Raw genomic sequence first — 17,773 nt, 5'->3', positions numbered from 1 at the left:
AGCTGGCGGGGTTCTAGCGAAAAAGCCAGTCGAGCGCGGGGCTGGTCAACGCGTGGTAGGTGAAGATGGCGCCGAGCGCGAAAACGGTCGTGAGCTGGGGCACGAGTTCGCTGCGGTGACGGAAGGCAGCGCGGATGTAGTCGACGGGTGACATGCATTTTTCTCCATGGCGGTGATTGGCCTCACCGTCCGGAGAGACCTGAGTCCAGTATGGCGCCGCCGGCGCGATGTCAAGTCACCAACGACTGCGATCGGGCAGATCGTCTACGGCCAGAGAAACACGGGTTTCGAACGGGCACTCCTCGTCGCCGCCGGTTGCCGGAATACGCGGGAATTGCACTGACGCAACGCCATCGATGTAGACAAAGCGGGCGAGCTGCTGGAGCGTGCGGTAGCGTGCGGCATCCTTCAGCACCGGTTCGACTGGCCAGAAATCGCGGGCCGTGATTTTCCCGTCGATGATCTTTTGCGCGAGCGCGGCGAAAATTGGTCCGCGCGCTTCCCAATCCTCGTCGGTACGAGAGAGCAGATCGAGGATGTACGGCGCGTCCACGGGCGAGACTTCCTTGCGGACAAGGTCGAGCAAATCGCCTTCTGTGGCCGCAGGCCGGTTCAGCCGCTGGTTCCAGATCCTGCCAGCCTTTTCCAGTGCGGCGTGCTTGTCGTTGCCGATCGGGAACCACGGTGTCTGCATGCCGCAATCTTCGCAGCAAATACAGCAAACGGACTCGGTTGGTCGGTCCGAAGGCGGACGTGGCTCAAAGTCGTCCATGATCAACGCTCGGCCGGCGTTGCTGCCGACCTGTGACCAGTCAAGCGACGGCTTGGATTGCTGGCCTATTACGCGTTGGGACCATCCGAAAGCCCAGTTGCCGCCGCAATGGGCGCAGGGAAAGAGTTCGTCAGTCATTGCGTTTGTTCGGTCGAAAGCTGTAACGCTACTGTAAATTGATGCGTCTTGTCTGCCCGCGATAATCGCACACAACTACTAATTCTTACTACGTGTCAACGGTCACGAAACTGCATAAATCAAAGACAGCGGCCTTCGACGACGTTGTTATAGCTCTCGTGGCTGAGTAGCTCGAGTGGCATGAGGGAAACCGCGTCGAACATCAGACGATACGATCGCCCGACTGGCACCGACACCAGCTGTCCTTTTGAGGACTTGATGGGCTTTCCTTTAAGGGCGTACGGGTGGGTACCGTCTCGCACCCTATCTAGCAGACTGCGGGCCTCTCTCTGAACCGAAGCCAGGTGAGCGACGCAGGAGAGGTCGATCGGGTCCAGATCAGACGCTCGCATCTTTTCCGATCGTTTGGCTTCGCGTGCGACGCGCTCGCTTTCCTTGCGTTCAGCGAGTGTAGCGCAGGCGTGGCAATACTTTCCCTTGCCGGTGTGGCCGCAGTCGAAGGTGCGTTTCATGGTGTGTGTTCTCCAGCGATGGTCGAATCTCATTGCATCACGGGAGAGCGGCGGGTCAAGGACCGACTGATGACGCTTTTCGCGCTCTTTCGGATTCAGCCAGCGCGTCGAGTTCGGTGGATAGTTCGAGGATGCGTGCGTCTGCATTCGAAACGCGATCCTGCAACCGGTCGATCTGCGCCAGTGCGAGAGCGTACTGGTCCGCCAGCATCCTGAGCGCCCAGAAGGGAGCGAGCGACGCGCCACAATCCCGGCAGGTCACGATGCCCCCGTGCGCGTCCAGTTTGAGGTGGTGGTGCGAGCATTCGCCGGGGCGATGCGTGCGATCGTCGGTGGTAACGCGCATACGGGAAAACGGGATAACACTTCTCATGCGCGTCGTTGTTCTCGAAGGTGGCGGTTTAAGGGGCGTGCGCGTGGGACTGCACAGCGTATGCAGGATCGGGCGCAAACAGGATGCGCGAAATGGCCTCGTCGCGCCGGTAGTGGTATTCGATGGTGTCGAGATACTGGCGGAACGCGGTTGTATCCGTTGGGTTGCACGGCATGTTACCGCTGACGAAGCGGACATCGGAAGGCGCATGCGCATGACGGTCGATGGCCGCGAGCGACGTGACGTCTGGCAGCCACCAGCGATTCCAGCGAGTGGTGAAGGCGAGCCAGCCAAGCGTGGTCGCGTCGAGTTCGGCCCATGAAGCCTGGAAGTCGAGGATAGCGCCGAGCGAGCTGAAGAACACCATGCGAATGTGCGTGTCGTCGGCAGCGGCGGCAACGATCTGCTTGCGGCGCTCGTCGACGGGATCTGTCGAGCTTGCCATGCAAAGCGCTGGATAGCTTACGTGCCAGTCGGCGTCACACGGGATCGAACGCTGCAGAAAAAAGGAGTCGGATTTCACTTGCGTCGGTCCTTGGGTAAGTGCTTGCGGTGCCACAAACGTATCCCGCACCGATGCGATGTCAAGTCGCCGAAGGCAGCGCTACGCTGGAGAGCGGAACGGGCGGCACCCATTCGATGCACGGTTCACCGCGTTGCGCATAGAGTGTCTGCTTCGTTGCCTTTCGGGCAAGGTAGGCATCGTTTGATTCCATGCCATATACCTCGATCGCTGTCGCCGGCGCCGTGTCGATCAACCGGAAGTCCGGCAGCATGACGTCGCCATCGGTCAGGCGCATTGGTTTGACGAAGCGCCGACGCTCTTCCACAAGGCGGTTGGCCATCGCGACTTCGTAGCTGGAGTCGCATGGGATGAACGAACTGTTGCATAGCTGCAGTGCAAGATCAATCACGCGAAGGTTTCCATCCTTCGTTCGTTCAAGGACCAGCACGGAGACGATCCGGGCGTCGCGATTGCCTATCATCGGCCACGCATGCCGGAATGAGGCGGCGGCTTTTTCGATCAATTGCTTCGATGCATAGAACGTCTCGCGCGTCTGGCGGAGCTTCACGACAAATCCGTATTTCGACGTTTCAACGGATCTGATCTCAGCGATGACGACGCCGCGCTCGGTGCTTGTCTTTGTCGTCTGGATGCGGCTCAGAAAACCATCGAACTCCGCTTTCAGCGTGGCCTGCGCAGCTTCTTCGTAGCGGCGCATTACGTGCAGAACATCCTGGATCGGCTTGCCGTTCATCTTGCCTTCGCCGAGCAGCGCCAGTATCTGTGCGTTGCACGTACCCCAGTTTCGTTGCGGGCCGCCCGACCATTGGTTCAAGCCCGAGTCCATCCAGATTCGCTGGAGGAAGCCAAGCAGTGGCGCCGAACGACGCGAATTCGACCGCGTCGGTTCGGTGCCGGCGCTACGGGTCACCGCTGCGACCGTGCGTACCGATAGCGAGACATCGAGTTTGGCGTTCAGGCCTGCGGGCGTATTTCGGATAGCGTCGTGTGCCCGTCCAGGCGATTCTTCGAGAGGCCCTTTTTCGGCAAAGAACGCGCAGGTGCTGCGGTCGTGAAGATAGCCTTCGTCAGGCCAGCGGGCGAGATGAAAGAGCGCGCCATAACGACGCACGACAAGCCGCAGCGGTTTTTCGCTGGTCGACGGCCGGCAGCAGCATACTGCGAATCCCGGTGTCTTCTTTGCGCGCTCGAGCCGGGTGGCGAAGCGTGCCGGGTTGTCTTGTACCTCTTCAAGAAGAACGCTAATCCCGTCGAACGCAATGAGTACCATGTCTGTTCCGTTGCTGGCATGGTCTGTTACCAGACCCGGTCGCCGTGTACGACAGCGCGCGTGCCCATCAGCTTGCTGACTTGTCGCACGGCGGAAGTGAACTGGTCGCGGTGTTCGCGCGTCGGGAATCGTGCCGTGACGCTTTTCAGGACGCCGGGCGCAACATAGTCGCGGCGCTCAACCTGGCCGTCACCGATCAGGGCATCGAGCCAGCTATCGGGCATCCCCATCGCCGGTTTCGCTCCCGCGCGCGTGCCTCTGGGGTCGAGGGTGTGGTCGAAGAATTCGACAAGAATCGTGGTCATGGTTGCTCAGACTGGTTGTCGCTGGGTATCGGCCAGTAGTGGGGCGCGCCCACGGATCGCCCGGTAGGCTTCGTAGAGCGAGATCGCGCTCAGTACGGTCGCGCACGCGTTGAATAGCGATAGCACGAGCAGGAGAGTCGAGCGCTTGTCGCTGCCCTGGAGTTCCTGCGCGCGTGCCTGTTCGGCCTGCGCAAGATGCGAACGCTGCGCCTCTAGCGAGTCGTCCAGTGCCTGCTCTGAACTGACACCGTGACGGGCGAGAACCCCGTTTCGCATCGAAGGCGGGATGTCGTTAAGCGAGTCATGGACGCCGTTGAGTTCGGCGACGATTGCGGTGTTGATGACGACATCAGCAGCCGCGCGTTGCGGCTTCAACTGCAGGCCTGCGAGTCCGATCGAGCACACCGATGAGGCAACGGCGAGGGCAAGGATGGAAAGCGTGGCGCGGTGATTGAGTTTCATTGTTTGCGGGTTCCGGTGCCGCTTGCGCGGGCATTGCGCATATTTTCCCGCGACGATCAGACGCACGGCCGCGTAAAGACGTAGGAAATTCCGCACCTTATCTCCCTGTACTGCTCTCCTATGTCTTGAAATTGAAAGCGCGTCGTAATGCAGTGCCCAGAAAGACGTAGTAAAACCGCGATCATTCTTCGAAAGTGGCTCTAACGTGTAATAAGAACTCGGCTCGTTCATCAATGCCTAGGCACCCTAGATGGGGACATCGGATGCACTTGCGTGAGCGCCTTATCCACAGGTTTCTCAACAGAAACTGTGGATAACAAACGCAGTACACGGCTAAGAGGCATGTCGAAAACGACGCCATTCAAGGCTGGAGATCCGGCGCGAAGCCAGTATCGTTCACGCATCACACGCGCACACGCGCATCGACTGACCGCGCTTTGGCGCAATCAACACAACGTCCGTACCTCACGGCACGTTCTTCAACCCAGACGGGACCACTCCCGCTCTGGCGAGGTGTTCCCGTCGTTTATTCATAGGGATACACCATGTATACAGCACTCGTTCAGCAGTTCAAGGATGCACAGTTGAAGGCTGCGGCCGCCTATCTCGAAGTCGGTGCGGCGGAAACAGCTTTGTTCCCGAGCGACGAGCGGCATTGCTACCGTGCTGTCGAGACCAGAGCCGATTACCGTACCGATCGCGAGCTTTCCGACTTTTGTCGTCGCCTGTCTCACGTGCTGGTCACGGAAGCGATACGTCGCTTCTCACCCGCAGGCGGCCGACTGGAAATCGACGACAACAAGGAACTCGCGAACGCATCGGTCGATATCGATGGGGCACTCAGGGCTGGCAAGTGCCCAGACTTCGATGCGTTCTGGGCTCACCTCGAACGTACGTTCAGCGGCGACGCTGGCAAGCGGATCGGTCTGGTTCAGGCCGCGAAGCTGGTGATCGACGGATTCGGCATACGCTCGAATTCGGAGATCAAGCGGACGACCAGCGCAATCGTGCTGGAAGCTCGTATCTACAGTGAAGCCTGCTACCGGTCGAGCGCGCGCAAGGCCACGTATCACTCGCAGTCAACGGCCGCCGGTCTCATGCGTGGTCTGGCCGCTTTCGCAGGGCACGCTGGGTTTGATGCGCTGTCATCGGAGCTGAAGCACGGACGACTCGTGGACTACGAGTTCGAGACGCGCGAGAAGGTATCGCTCAATGGCCTCGACATTGTGATGTTCAACGAGAAGTGGCAATTCAAGTTTTCCCATCAGGTTGGCGATGCTCTCTCGCTGTTCATCAGTGAGTTCGGCGCCGACTACCTCGCAACGCGGGACCGATATTGACGCGGGAGCCGGCCATGTTCCGTGATCGCATCGCCCGGTTTTCGCGGCTCGTCGCTCAGACATACCCGCTTCCCAAGGATGTCCTCGTGTCGATCGTCCGGGCACAGGATCGCTATTCGCCTATGTTCCGAGCAGCTGCCTTGCGTCACATTGTGGCGAAAGCACCGCTGGACGTAACGGGCGGGCGACCCTTTGCTGAACGTCGCAGAGCCGTACGCAGGTTCTATCAGCTTTAGTCATGTCGTCGGTTGGTTCGACGGCTTCTTTAATTGGCCCGCTTATGCGGGCCATTTCATTTTATGGATGCTATTCATGCAGAGAGATCTGTTTTCTTTCGAGCGCGACTGGTACGAGCCGTTGCGCGCAGTGCTCAGTCTTGGTTCACTGGCTGCGCCTGTCGCGCATCAGGGCGAACTGGCCGCAGCGCGTCGGCAGCATCTCGGGCAATTCTTCACGCCCGATGCAATCGCCGCGTTCATGTGGAGTTTCATTAGTGGTTGGAATCTGGACCGTCGAATTCGCTTGCTGGATAACTCAGTTGGATCGGGCCGGCTTCTACAGTTCGCCGATCCGGAGCGCCATGCTGTCTACGGCGTCGACGTGCACGCCGACGTGATCGCGCAATGCCAGAAGGTGTTTGAACAAGCCGGTTTCGATTGTGAGTTCAGGCGCGCCGGCATGGAGGACATCCACCCGACGAACTTCGATATCGCGATCATCAACCCGCCGTTTTCGATCCATCTGGAATCACCGCATCTCAAGCCGCTTGAATGCACGACGTGGGGCCGATACGGTGCCAACACCAGTGCGCTCAGTCACGACTATGCAGTGCATCAGGCGCTCGACGCCGCCAACATCGTGATTGCGTTGCTGCCGATCACAACGGCTGAAGCGATGATCGCGGGCGAGCAGGGCGACGGGTTGCGCAGACGCGCCGCAGGTCTGTTTGAACTGCCCGCGGATGCATTCAGATCCGAAGGCGCGAACGTGCGAACGGCGGTGGTGGTTTTTGACCGATACCGGGATCGACCGTCAGACTTTGTCCGGGCCGTCGTGGATGACCTTGGCGCGCCCGCGCCGAACCTCAAGCTGCATTTCGAGGATCGCAGTTTTGGTCAGCCTCGTCTGCGTTTCCAGAAGCTCGATGACAGCGTTCCAGCTATCACGCGGCCGGTCACAGGTGACAGATCGGTTGTGATCTCACACGATGGCCGTCGCATCCGTCTCAGGTTTGCCTGCGGCTTCAACGAAGCGATGGTGCTCAACAGCGTCTACGTTGAGCGCATCTACTCGCGCGACGGTCACCGGTTGCCGCGCAACTTTCGTTACGCCGGTCAGGGTCTGCTTGATCTGGAAACATACCTGATGCAGGACGATCCGCGCGCTGCGCTCGCCAAGCTGCTTGACCGTATCCGGAGTGTTGGCGGCGAGCCGCGGTTCGGACCGGGGTTTCTGAAGCACTTCGAGCGTCGCGCGAGACGAAGCGCGCGGCAGGCTACGCCCTTGCGGCACATAGCGTGGACGACGGGCGCCGGATCATCGGAAACCGTTAGCGGCACGGCGCGAGAGACTCACAAGGTCGATGCGACGCGCTGGGCGAGTCCACTCGTCAAGGCGGGGGATTCCGTCAGCTTCGTGCGTGAGGATGACGGCCGATATCGCTATGTGCTAAACGGCACGACATACCACCTCTCTGTTGACGAATTGAACGCCCGGTTTGCGGTCGATAACGTCGCGGAAGGATGGGAAGTCGTGCATGAAGGGCTGGCGGTGCGGTTCCCGGCGCAGGCCGCAGCGCTGCACGCGATGGTCAAGGCGATGGGTATCGATCGATGGCTGGACTGGGAGTTCCAGACAGAAGATCTGGTCGAGACGCTGCTGAAACCGTCGGGCTGCGTGATTGCCTGGGAACAGGGGTGCGGCAAATCGCGTCTCGCGATCGCGCTTATTCTCCTCTCACAGGTCACGCACGGGCTCATCGTTGTTGAGTCGCGTCTGATCGACGAGATGATGACGGAGATTGCGACCCTGCCGATCAATGCCGACGACGTGAAAATCATCGGCTGCGCATCGGATCTTGATGATCTGCGACGGATCAACCTGATCTCGTACGAGCGGTTGCGGATGCCTGTCGACAAGGCTTTATCGACACGCGTCACGTATGCCCATCGTCTGCGGCGGCGCATCGGCCTGCTGGTAGCCGATGAAGGCGAGCGACTCGCTAATCCGACAAGCGATCAGAGTCGCGCGCTTTGGCAGCTTTCCGCTCGACGCCGTTATGTGCTTACCGGCAGCCCGATTCCAAACTATCCGCGCGACGCTTTCGGGCTCATCGCGTTTTCTGGTGGTGATGGAACGGCGGCCCAGCCGTACGGGTACCGGCGCGGCTATCTGGAGGAGAACTGGATCAACACCGTCGAGTATGCGATGCGCGGTGTTGACCGGTTCCGTGATGACTTCGTCGTGCTGGAGTGGGTGACGTGGCAGTTTGCGGAAAGCCTGCAGGAAGGGGCGAAACGCGAGGTGCCAAAAATCGGCAACCTGCACGGTTACCGCGCGATGCTTGCGCCGCATATCAAGCGTCGACTCGTAGCTGAGCCAGAGGTAGCGAAGTACATCCGGATCGATCCGCCAGAGTTTGAGGTCGAAACCGTGGACTGGGATCGTGGGCATCTGGCCACGTACCTGCGCGCGGCAGACGAGTTCGCAGACTGGTATCGCTCTTCCCGCGATGACCGGAAAGCATGCAATCTCGTGACGATCCTTGCACGAATCCGCGCGGTGCATTTTGGCGCCAACTATCCGCAGTACGGGATGGAAGGTGTCGAACGCATCGGCGGGCTGACGAGCAAGCAGCGCGCAGTCATTTCGCGCATGCGGGAAATCGCCGCTGAAGGAAAGCAGGCGATCGTCTTCGCGGAGAACCCTGGCGTGCTGGATCTCCTGGCGGGCGAGCTCGCGTCTCACAGCGTGCAGTCTGTGCCGTTTCACGGCGAGATCCCGATCAAGCGCCGCGTGTCCGACAAGGACAAGCGGTTTCTTACGGGGCTGGCGACTGGGCTGATGGCGACAAAGGCGTCGGGGCGCGCGGGCTACAATTTGCCGAACGCTGACTACATCCTCTTCTATGACCGGTCGTGGACGTGGCGCATCGAGTATCAGGCGATGCGGCGCGCGCTGCGCTGGAACAGGAAGGGGACCTTGAAGGTGCTGTACTTCCATCTCCCGGGCAGTATCGACGAGTATCAGGACCAGATGGTTGCGCATAAGCGTGATGCGACACAGGCTGGGCTGGACTGGGCAACACCGGAGCTTGAGGACGAAACTTTCCTGCACATGGATTCGTTGCTGGATCGTTTTGTTCATGATCTCGCATTGCTCTCTGACCGAACGGGCAGCGACATGCGCAAACTTTTGAAGGAGGCAGCGTGAAGGAAACGAACGTTTCAGTTCTCGTGGGCGATGGCGTGGTGACGGTCAAGCGGGAAGGATCGAACCGTGCGGTGATGGCTAACATTCTCGGCACTGTCGAAGCAGAGGGTGTTGAGGTGCTGTGCCTCGATCGACTCGTGCATTCGAGCCACGAACAACAGTTCGGCGAGTGGGCGCTTTCAGGGGCGGTAACGACTCTGCTTTCGCGTCCGCTTAAAGCGCAGGAACCTGTTGTTTCGCATTGAGCGGTAGCCGTCCATCCCCGGACGCGCGCACCTGACTTTTGAACAAACCCGGCTTCGCGCCGGGTTTTTTTTCGTCGGTGCAAAAGGCACGGCGTTTACGCGAGCTTTGTGAACCGGGCGGCATAAACACAGCGGTATTGTTGCGTCATCACCCGCGTCCCTGACGCATCGACTTAACCGGTTCCAACCGGTCCATGTTGTTCAACCCTTCGGGAACCACTCCCGATGGGACGGGTTCCCTCTCTGGAGACCCGCAATGCAACAACAACCTACTCTTGCCCTCAAGCAGATCACCGTCACGACCAATCCCCGCACGTATTTCGATCCGGCGGAGATGGAAGAACTGACGGCGTCGGTCCGCGAAAAGGGTGTCATCCAGCCTGTGATCGTCCGTACGCTCGACGACGGTGGTTTCGCCCTCGTTGCTGGCGGCCGTCGTTACAGAGCGGCCATGACGGCGCACGGCGAGAATTACGAGATACCCGTCGTCGTGAAGGAGATCGATGAGGTCGAGGCCAAACAGCTCGCCATCATCGAAAACATCCAGCGCGCGGACATGTCGCCCGCCGAAGAAGCGATTGCAGCAGCCGAGCAGGTCGGGCTGTGCAAGGGCGATCGCGACGAGGTGGCACGGATCTTCGGCTGGTCGCGCGCCACGCTCGACAAGCGTCTTGCGCTGATGAACTGCAGCCAGAGCGTGCTGGAAGCGCTCAGCACGCGGCAGATTCTCCTGGGCCACGCTGAATTGCTGGCCGCTCTTCCCAAGGAGACACAGGACAAGCTGTTGCCCGTCATCATCAAGGAGGGCAAGCCGGTCGCCGAAGTGAAAAAGACGATCGAGCAGGTTTCCTGTTCGTTGTCGGCTGCCATCTTCGACAAGACCGACTGTGCCGGCTGTCCGCACAACTCGTCCACACAGGGCGAGATGTTCGGCGAATCCATCGGCACCGGAAGCTGTACGAACCGCACCTGTTACAACGAGAAGACCGAAAAGCAGCTTGAGTCGGTCGCATCGAACCTTCGGGACGATTATCCGGCCGTGCGCATTGTGCGTGCCGGTGACAACCACACACGTATTCAGCTCGCGGTCGAGGGGCTGAAGGGTGTAGGCGAAGAACAGGCTAAGGCTTGCCATGCGTGCCAGAACTACGGCGCGGCGGTGAGCGGGCTGCCCGATTCGATTGGCAAGGTCTACAAGGGTCAGTGCTTCGATACCGTCTGCAACATGAAGATGGTCGCAAAGCGCCTTCAGGCCGAGAAAGCCGCAGCGGCGCCGAAGACGGAAGCAAAGTCGGGCACGGCAGCGAAAGCACCCGCCAAGGCGGGAGCCACGGCGCCGTCGACGACAAGCAACCCGCCGGCGACGGTGGTGGCTGAGTCGGACCGGATGAAGGCATACCGCGTGGCGTTGTGGCGTAAAGCACTGCGTCGCGAGGTCGGCTCTGATCCGGCGCTTGCGCAGCGATACCTGCTGGCGATCGCACTCGCCGGTCATTCGCGCTGTGTGGACGACTCCACGCTCAAGGGCATCTGGGAAAAGCTGACCGACGAAAAGATCACTACGACCGATGTCTCAAAGACAGCGGAAGTGGTCGGAAGCGCGGATGACGACAAGATTGCTAATGGCCTCACGGGCATCGCCGTATCCGCGATTCAGGGTCTGGATGTCCATCAGTTGACCAGCCTATGCCGTCACCATCGTCTCGACCTCAATCGGCACTGGAAGCTCTGCAAGGAGTTTCTGGAACTGATCACGAAGTCGGAAATGATGGTGGTGGCCGACGAACTGGGCATCCGCGCCGCACTTGGCGACGACTTCAAGAAGGTGTTCAGCAAATCGAAGGCGGAAGTCATCGACGCGCTGCTTGCCGTGAAGGGCTTCGACTACACCGGCAAGATTCCCAAGGTTCTGAAGTTCTAACCGCGCATCGTGCGCATCGACTGAAGCGGCTTTGTCCGCTTCTTCTTTTATCTGGACTGCCTTCGGGCGGTCCTTTTTCTTTTCTGGAGTTTTTATGTTCGTTGAACTCGAACCGCTGTTGAAGTCGTGCAACACGCTTAAGTTGGCAATCAAGATGAAGGGCGATCAGATGGTGGTTTTCGTCATGCCGGAAGGCGAGGCGAAAGACACTGCTCTGCGTCAGCCACTGGTCATGACGGCGAGCGCTGCGGATCTCGACGCTGGCTTTGCCGAACATCTGACCATGTACACCGGCGCTCATGCGTCGCTGGCCGAACAGGTGGCGGCAACGACGGCAATCATTGGTGAGGCCCAGAAAGCGCAGGTCACGAAAGCGACCAAGGCGCTGTCGGGCAAGGGTGGCAGAGCATCGTCACCAACCCCCGGAAAGTCTTCAGCCGGTTCTGAGGATCCCGACGATGACGAGAATGACGATTCGTCGTCCCCGGAATCGGAAGCCTCGACGGATGGTGCAGCGGAAGGCGCCTCGGCGCCGGCTGCCGCGCCTGCTTCGAACGGCACCGACCTCACGTCCCTTTTCGATTAAGGAGGTGAGCCATGTCGATTTCCATCACCACCCTTATCCGCCAGTTCACTTACAACGGCGTCGCGTTTCTCGACCCTGGCCCGGCGTTCTCGCCCGAAGACGTTCGCGATCTCTACTCGGCGCAGTATCCCGAGCTGACGACTGCGTCCGTCGACGGGCCCGACATTTCGGGCGATGTCGCAACCTACAAGTTTGTCCGCGCGGCGGGTGCCAAGGGTGCGTATGCGTAAGCAGACGCTTCTGAAGGCTCTTGCCGACCCGGTCAACGGGTTCAACCAGGAACCGCCTGAGAGGGCGGTTTTTTTATATGACGACGAGGTTCGCCAATGCTGTTCGATCCTTCATTCATTGATCGATCGGTCGATGCGGATGCCGGTACGTCCTGGCAACCGCCAGGCTCTGCCGCTGCCCGACATCGATCTGCCGATTGTGTTCTGACGTTGCCGGAGTTCGCCGCAGATATATCCGCGGCGGCTGTGCTCAAGTGGCGTGAAGACACGTCACTAGATGCGATTGTTCTTGAGCAGTTCCGACACGGTCCGCTGCGCGCGGCCGATGTAGATGACCCGCGCAGTTCAGTCGACGCATTCCAACAGGCTTTCTTCGCGTGGGCTGCACGGGAGTTGCGGGTGCCATTGCGGCTGCTTTCGTTCGGGCTGGAGCTGTGCGATACGAACGCTGTAAATGATGTCGCGAGCCACCAGTACGACCGGGAGGACTTCAAGCCTCAGACGCCACTGCATCTGGGCGTAAAGCTTGAAAACGAGTGGGTGCACGAAGTTGGTGTGCTTGCCCAGCCTCTCAGGGACGCCCATCCGTTGCTGCTCTACACGCTGTTCGCTCTGATGGATCGGGTGTCGGGCAAGACGGTGCTGGTGCGTACACCCGGATGGTTCCTTTGTGAGGCGGCTTGCCGTCACTGGGCAGGTGACGAGGGTGCGTCCGACGAGGACGCCCACGAATGGTTGATGGAGATGTACGAGGACGAGGAGATGGTCCAACGATATCTGCCATCGGTTCTCAGGCCAGTTGTCTGCCCTGACGAACTACGCATTCCGGCGAAGGTGCCTGGACGCAAGGCCCGCTCGTCGGTTCTTTCCGAAGCCGAACTCGGTCAGTTGCAGCGCAATTCTGCAGGACTGGTCGCGAATGTCTGCACGGAACTCATCGCGCTGCATCGTTTGCTGCGGCGCGCCGGGAAGCGAGAACTGTTTAACGCTGGCTACGACGCCAATCCGCTTTACTCCGGCTGCACGCTGGTCCTCGAGCACAACGAGAGGACGAGTGAACTGCTCGACGACTTCATGGAAGGCGAGTACCAGGGAGGCGAAGCGTCGGAGTACAGCCGGTTCATTACTTTTTCCAATACACGACAGGGCATCCGCGAGCAGTACACGGAGTGGAGCCTTGGCTTGCGCATGCTTCACCACCTCGATCGCCTTCTGGTGCTGGTGGTGAGCCCTTAACAGGAGCTTTTATGAAAAATGTTTCGATTGGCCAGACCGGTCACGATGTGGCGCTGTCGTCTGCCCTGCTGCTATATAAGGCTGAGAACGGCTCGCATTATGCGACCGTGCATCCCGTTACTGCTGAACACAAGACGGGCCGCCCCATCATCGGTGCAGGCCGACCGCTGGATCGTCGCACGCTCATCGATGCGTTGATGCAACTTGACCGCAATGCGGCGCCTAAAGCGGATTTTCTCCCGGCGACTGTGCTGGGGGTGACATCTGCTGCGGTTACGTGGTGGTGCCCGCCGTCGGCGCGCCGTGTCTTTTTCAGATGCAGCGAGCTCGGCGAGCGAAGCGCGATCGTGCCGCATCCGGGTCTAGTGTTTCAGGCCGGTGCGGATGGCTTCCGCGTATTTGCACTTAAGGGCGACGGCAGACCGGACGCGTCGACGCCTCTTTTCGAGCCTCCCTACTTCAACACGTGGGACAAAGGAAAGATATGCATCGGCTCCGCCAACGTCCCGCGACGCATTGAAGTGTCGGCGATCGCGGGATGGGAAGAAGGTTTTTTCACTTCCGCTTTCACGCACCCTAATCACGGTAGCAAGCGTGTCGAGTACGAGAACGGCTTTTACGCGTTCTGGAAAGACATGCTCGATGGCAAGTTCGAGGCTTTTCCGCTCGATGTGCTGGTGCCGATGAAAGGGGTAACGGCGGGGAAGCTGGTGGCCGGGAAAAGCGGGGGGAAGCAATGAACCCCGTCGACCACGTTCTCCAGACTTCGTTTCCTTCCCTCCCGGTGCCTACACGTGAGCCGGTCGCGTCGATGTCCACAGCCGGTGAACGGTTGCTGGTTGCATCCAATGGTGTTTTCCTCGAAATCAACCGGCCGTGGATCCGTCTCGTCCGGCTGCTCGGTTCCTACGCCTGGCGCACGCCGGTGCCGTATGGGCAGGCAGCCGAAGAAACGGAAGTGCGGTGTGGTTCTGTGCCTGCGGATCTGGTAGCCGGGTTCGCACGCATGGCGCGTGCGGCTCTGCCCAACGAAGTGGGCGCGTGGATTACATGGAATGCATCAACTGGCGCATTCCGCCTGTTGCCGCTTCCATCGTTGTCGCACGGCCCGGGCCATCTTCGTTACGAGCGTCCGCAACTGGAAGCCGATGAGTGGCTCGTAGTTGACTGTCACTCGCACGGTCGTGGCAAGGCGTTTTTCTCTTCGACCGATGATCGCGACGATCAGCACGATGTGAAGCTCGCTCTGGTGCTCGGTCACTGCCACCAGACTCCGTCTGTGGCGCTGCGGTTGTGTGCAAAAGGGCGGTTCGAGGTCCAGCGCGAGATACCTGCGCGCTGGCTTGCAGCGCTGTCCGCGGAGGTCGTATGAACGGACAGCTTTTGCATAAGACGCCTGCGCACATGCTGAGTGGGCCGTGGAAGGTGGTGGTCGTCGGCGCCGGCGGCACCGGTAGCGCATTGCTACCGTCGCTTGCGCGTCTGCATCACGCGATGGTCGAGCTTGGTCACCCGGGCGGAATCGAATGCGTGGTGTACGACGACGACACGGTCAGCGAGTTCAACGTCGGCAGGCAGGGCTTTTATCCAAACGACGTCGGCCAGTACAAGGCGACGTTGCTGGTGAATCGCCTGAACCTGCTGATGGGAACGAACTGGCAAGCCGAGCCGCGGCGCGTCGATTCGACGCTGAACCTCTACGCGGACATCGTGATTGGTTGCGTCGATTCCCGGCGCGCCAGACATGCTATCGCGCAGGCAGCAAAGCGTGGCAAGTGCCGGTACTACCTCGACTGCGGCAACGAGACGGATCGTGGTCAGGTGATTCTTGGTGAGTTTGGCAAGGCCAGGCATGACAGGCTGCCGCATGTGGGCGACCTGTTTCCCGACCTGCTGAACCCGAAGAATGACAAGGACGACGATACGCCGTCGTGTTCGATGGCGGACGCGCTGCGCAAGCAGTCGCTCGTCATCAACCAGGCGATATCGGTGCAGGCGTTCAACCTGTTGTGGTCACTGTTTCGCAATGGCGGCCTCAACTTCTCGGGCGTGTTCGTAAACCTCGCAACGGGGAGAACGAACCCGATTCCCATTGACCCGACGGCCTGGGCTCGCTTCGGTTACGAAGCGCCGAAGCCGCCGGAAAAGAAACCGCGTAAGGCCCGAAAGGCTAAACGCGATAGCTAACCTGATGTGTGACGCCTTCGGGGGTCATGCGCCTGGGTTTGGCGCTATACAAGGTGCTCCCCCGGGAGCACCACTTTCCACTCATTACGGGGTCTCCCAATGAAAAATGATTTACTGATTCAACTGAAGTCGTTCCAAACCATGGCAATCCTCTTCTGGAGCAAACGCCTTAACGCTATCTTGTCGTTCGCCGTTGTGTTCGCAGGACAGCACTTGCTCGCAGCGGGCAGTTTGCTGGGCGATAAGGCGAATGAGCGCCTCGTCTCGTATGAGATGTCGGCGCCGAAAGTCGGCTGGGGGCTGCTTGTTGCGCTGGCTGCCATCTTCTTTTTGCTCGTTGCCCGGACTCTGGTCGAACGCAAAGCCGGGTCGGCCTGGGAATGGGTAGCGCGCGGCTTGCGGTCTTGGATGGCGGAGCGTGCCCTCTCAAAGGTCGCCTCCCTCGCTGTTGTTCTCTTCGGAGCCTGCGCCGGTTTCGGCGTCACGGGTTTTGAGTTCGGGGTGCTTTTCCTGCTTTGGATTTATCTCATCGTGTCGTTCGTGCATGCGCTGGTGATGTTCGCTGACATGCCTGCTCGATAGTTGTTTTGATGGCCGCCGCTCTTCGTGGGCGGCTTTTCTTTTCCTTCAGCGGGTTCGCAGCCCGTTGGGGGCTGCTCCGCGTTCAGATATCGGAGCTTCAAATGGGTTCAACTGTTTTGACGGGCAAGCGGGCCGCGGCATTTCAGACGGCGGATGGTGAATGGATGTTTGCGCTGTTCGAGCGGACATACGAGAAAAACTGCTATCCCCACGACGACAAGTGGTCGCCGATCGCGTTCGGGCGGTATGCCGATGTGATGCGGAGAGTATTCCGGCACGCATCGTCCTGTGAGGGCGGCATGCTGCAAAGCCGTGCAGACTGCATCAAGCCGGAGAACTACATTGCCACCTGGCGATCGGTCTTAGCCAAGCCTCTCCGGCTTCCAGACAGCAAGATCCGTCTTGAGGTGTCGACGTCGTTTCGTGCGCCGATTCCGGAAAGCTCGCTCGAGGCTGTTCGAGAGAGTCTGGCTGCGGGCGGGTTCGGCGATCGCATCGACGAGATCGCGAGCGGCAAGGCGGAAGTTTCACTAAAAGCCGATACTGCTCTTCTTGACGCCATCTATGGCGAGAAGGGACCGCTTGGCCTCTGGCGGGTGCTCGACGTGCATGCCTGCTCCAGTCTCATGGTCGATGAGGACCTGAAGCTGCCAGCGGCATCTGCGTCCTCGATCGACCGGATGCCAGAGGTCCAGTGTTACGCGATTGGCGATGAAAACCGGCTCGTGTCGCTTGATGGGCGACCGTGGGATCAGGCTGGCTGGCAGTATGAGGCAGTGGGCAGGTTCATCACCGACGTTGCGTACCCACTGGAGATGGTCGCGCCAGGGTTCGCAAAACGTGCGATACCTGTGCTTCGGGACGCGCTCAGCGGCGCAAAGGCTTTGCCTGCGGAGACCGTTATCGAGGTTGTCCGATTGCCGGAAGGGCTCGAAGAGCGCTGCGGGCGTTTAGCGGACAATCTGGCCTCTGACTTGGGGTTGGCGGACGAAGAAGGGCGTGCGCCAGCGCAGTTCAGTTTCCGGTACGGTGACATTCCTGCCGATCCACGTGACATGCTGCGGTACCGGCTATGCGCATTGCGCAGCCAGCAAGTGACGTGGTCTGTACCTGATCAGCGGAACGCAGTTGATGCTGTTCAACCCGGGGCGGACATCGACCTGACGCAACTTGTTCTCGAACTGATTTGATTTATGTCGAACAGCGCCGCACCCGAAAGGGGCGGCGCTTTTTTTTCTGGATGGTACGCACTTACCAGTAGCGGCGGCGCCGGTGCGCATAGAGGGCAAGCCCGATCAGCGCGACAAGGATGACTTCTACACCCCATTTCACCCATGCACTATTGATTAGCGGGTCACCCATTGGATGAAAGTAAAGCTCAGTATCCCGTCCACCGTTGGCGATACTATCAAGAACCGGCCAGAGAGCTGGCCACGCGAGCGCACAGAAGCCTGCAAGCAATGGCAAGCCGAAGTCGTCGAGAAATCGCCACGCGGCAAACGCAATTGCGGCGCTTAGAACAATCGGTACGGCAGCCGTGCATACCGATGAGAAGCTGGCTCCGATAGCCCGCGAGAGCGCCAGCAGACCGGCGAGAGCCGCCACAACGACAATACCAATGACGACTGCGGTTCCATCGTTACGATTATTCATAAA

General features: G+C 59.8%; 21 protein-coding genes. 12 read left to right on the top strand and 9 right to left on the bottom strand.

Annotated elements, in window-relative coordinates:
• Nucleotides 1-13 precede the first annotated feature (13 nt).
• The 8 genes from P0D89_RS20925 to P0D89_RS20890 form a co-directional block, all read right to left on the bottom strand.
• Complete coding sequence (locus tag P0D89_RS20925) at nucleotides 14-154, bottom strand: hypothetical protein (protein WP_408377124.1); 141 nt, start codon at nucleotides 152-154, stop codon at nucleotides 14-16.
• An 81-nt stretch (nucleotides 155-235) separates the two neighbouring features.
• Nucleotides 236-910: a hypothetical protein gene (locus P0D89_RS20920; protein WP_408377122.1), complete on the bottom strand. Its 675-nt coding sequence runs from the start codon at nucleotides 908-910 to the stop codon at nucleotides 236-238.
• Nucleotides 911-1,029: 119 nt separating this feature from the next.
• A complete protein-coding gene (locus P0D89_RS20915) occupies nucleotides 1,030-1,422 on the bottom strand; it encodes a DUF7682 family zinc-binding protein (protein ID WP_408377120.1) in 393 nt (130 codons plus the stop codon).
• A 55-nt stretch (nucleotides 1,423-1,477) separates the two neighbouring features.
• Entirely contained in the window at nucleotides 1,478-1,795 is a 318-nt protein-coding gene (locus P0D89_RS20910; protein WP_408377118.1) for a hypothetical protein, read from the bottom strand.
• Nucleotides 1,796-1,823: 28 nt separating this feature from the next.
• A complete protein-coding gene (locus tag P0D89_RS20905) occupies nucleotides 1,824-2,240 on the bottom strand; it encodes a hypothetical protein (RefSeq protein ID WP_408377116.1) in 417 nt (138 codons plus the stop codon).
• Nucleotides 2,241-2,379: 139 nt separating this feature from the next.
• Nucleotides 2,380-3,591 carry a DUF1173 family protein gene (locus tag P0D89_RS20900; RefSeq protein ID WP_408377114.1) on the bottom strand — a complete coding sequence of 404 codons (1,212 nt, stop codon included), beginning with the start codon at nucleotides 3,589-3,591 and terminating at the stop codon, nucleotides 2,380-2,382.
• A 26-nt stretch (nucleotides 3,592-3,617) separates the two neighbouring features.
• Nucleotides 3,618-3,896 carry a hypothetical protein gene (locus P0D89_RS20895; RefSeq protein WP_408377112.1) on the bottom strand — a complete coding sequence of 93 codons (279 nt, stop codon included), beginning with the start codon at nucleotides 3,894-3,896 and terminating at the stop codon, nucleotides 3,618-3,620.
• A gap of 6 nt (nucleotides 3,897-3,902) precedes the next feature.
• Complete coding sequence (locus tag P0D89_RS20890; RefSeq protein ID WP_408377110.1) at nucleotides 3,903-4,592, bottom strand: hypothetical protein; 690 nt, start codon at nucleotides 4,590-4,592, stop codon at nucleotides 3,903-3,905.
• Between the two features lie 311 nt (nucleotides 4,593-4,903).
• Here P0D89_RS20890 and P0D89_RS20885 point away from each other — a divergent pair, with 311 nt between their 5' ends.
• The 12 genes from P0D89_RS20885 to P0D89_RS20830 all read left to right on the top strand — a co-directional run bounded on the left by P0D89_RS20885 (nucleotide 4,904) and on the right by P0D89_RS20830 (nucleotide 17,307).
• Entirely contained in the window at nucleotides 4,904-5,698 is a 795-nt protein-coding gene (locus tag P0D89_RS20885) for a hypothetical protein (protein WP_408377108.1), read from the top strand.
• A 312-nt stretch (nucleotides 5,699-6,010) separates the two neighbouring features.
• The gene (locus P0D89_RS20880) at nucleotides 6,011-9,130 is read left to right on the top strand and encodes an SNF2-related protein (protein ID WP_408377106.1); all 3,120 of its coding nucleotides are present in this window, start codon (nucleotides 6,011-6,013) and stop codon (nucleotides 9,128-9,130) included.
• Nucleotides 9,127-9,375 carry a hypothetical protein gene (locus tag P0D89_RS20875; protein ID WP_408377104.1) on the top strand — a complete coding sequence of 83 codons (249 nt, stop codon included), beginning with the start codon at nucleotides 9,127-9,129 and terminating at the stop codon, nucleotides 9,373-9,375. The genes P0D89_RS20880 and P0D89_RS20875 overlap by 4 nt, the downstream gene beginning before the upstream one ends.
• A gap of 256 nt (nucleotides 9,376-9,631) precedes the next feature.
• Nucleotides 9,632-11,296: a PRTRC system ParB family protein gene (locus P0D89_RS20870; protein WP_408377102.1), complete on the top strand. Its 1,665-nt coding sequence runs from the start codon at nucleotides 9,632-9,634 to the stop codon at nucleotides 11,294-11,296.
• Between the two features lie 94 nt (nucleotides 11,297-11,390).
• On the top strand, nucleotides 11,391-11,882 hold the full coding sequence (locus P0D89_RS20865; protein ID WP_408377100.1) for a PRTRC system protein E: 492 nt from the start codon (nucleotides 11,391-11,393) through the stop codon (nucleotides 11,880-11,882).
• 11 nt (nucleotides 11,883-11,893) lie between these two features.
• Nucleotides 11,894-12,112 carry a PRTRC system protein C gene (locus tag P0D89_RS20860; protein WP_007582507.1) on the top strand — a complete coding sequence of 73 codons (219 nt, stop codon included), beginning with the start codon at nucleotides 11,894-11,896 and terminating at the stop codon, nucleotides 12,110-12,112.
• Between the two features lie 96 nt (nucleotides 12,113-12,208).
• The gene (locus P0D89_RS20855) at nucleotides 12,209-13,348 is read left to right on the top strand and encodes a PRTRC system protein F (RefSeq protein ID WP_408377099.1); all 1,140 of its coding nucleotides are present in this window, start codon (nucleotides 12,209-12,211) and stop codon (nucleotides 13,346-13,348) included.
• 11 nt (nucleotides 13,349-13,359) lie between these two features.
• Nucleotides 13,360-14,088, top strand: coding sequence for a PRTRC system protein B (locus P0D89_RS20850; RefSeq protein ID WP_408377097.1), 729 nt, complete (start codon nucleotides 13,360-13,362; stop codon nucleotides 14,086-14,088).
• A complete protein-coding gene (locus tag P0D89_RS20845; protein WP_408377095.1) occupies nucleotides 14,085-14,720 on the top strand; it encodes a PRTRC system protein A in 636 nt (211 codons plus the stop codon). Before P0D89_RS20850 ends, P0D89_RS20845 begins: the two co-directional genes overlap by 4 nt.
• Nucleotides 14,717-15,535 carry a PRTRC system ThiF family protein gene (locus tag P0D89_RS20840; RefSeq protein WP_408377093.1) on the top strand — a complete coding sequence of 273 codons (819 nt, stop codon included), beginning with the start codon at nucleotides 14,717-14,719 and terminating at the stop codon, nucleotides 15,533-15,535. The genes P0D89_RS20845 and P0D89_RS20840 overlap by 4 nt, the downstream gene beginning before the upstream one ends.
• A gap of 99 nt (nucleotides 15,536-15,634) precedes the next feature.
• Entirely contained in the window at nucleotides 15,635-16,117 is a 483-nt protein-coding gene (locus P0D89_RS20835) for a hypothetical protein (protein ID WP_408377091.1), read from the top strand.
• 101 nt (nucleotides 16,118-16,218) lie between these two features.
• Complete coding sequence (locus P0D89_RS20830; protein ID WP_408377089.1) at nucleotides 16,219-17,307, top strand: hypothetical protein; 1,089 nt, start codon at nucleotides 16,219-16,221, stop codon at nucleotides 17,305-17,307.
• A gap of 61 nt (nucleotides 17,308-17,368) precedes the next feature.
• Here P0D89_RS20830 and P0D89_RS20825 read toward each other — a convergent pair whose 3' ends face one another.
• On the bottom strand, nucleotides 17,369-17,770 hold the full coding sequence (locus P0D89_RS20825; protein WP_408377087.1) for a hypothetical protein: 402 nt from the start codon (nucleotides 17,768-17,770) through the stop codon (nucleotides 17,369-17,371).
• Nucleotides 17,771-17,773: the final 3 nt, after the last annotated feature.

The sequence above is a fragment of the Paraburkholderia sp. RL18-085-BIA-A genome, assembly GCF_046027075.1.
Taxonomy (GTDB): domain Bacteria; phylum Pseudomonadota; class Gammaproteobacteria; order Burkholderiales; family Burkholderiaceae; genus Paraburkholderia.
Note: the sequence above shows the minus strand (reverse complement) of the source record. Positions and strands in the feature narration are given on the sequence as shown.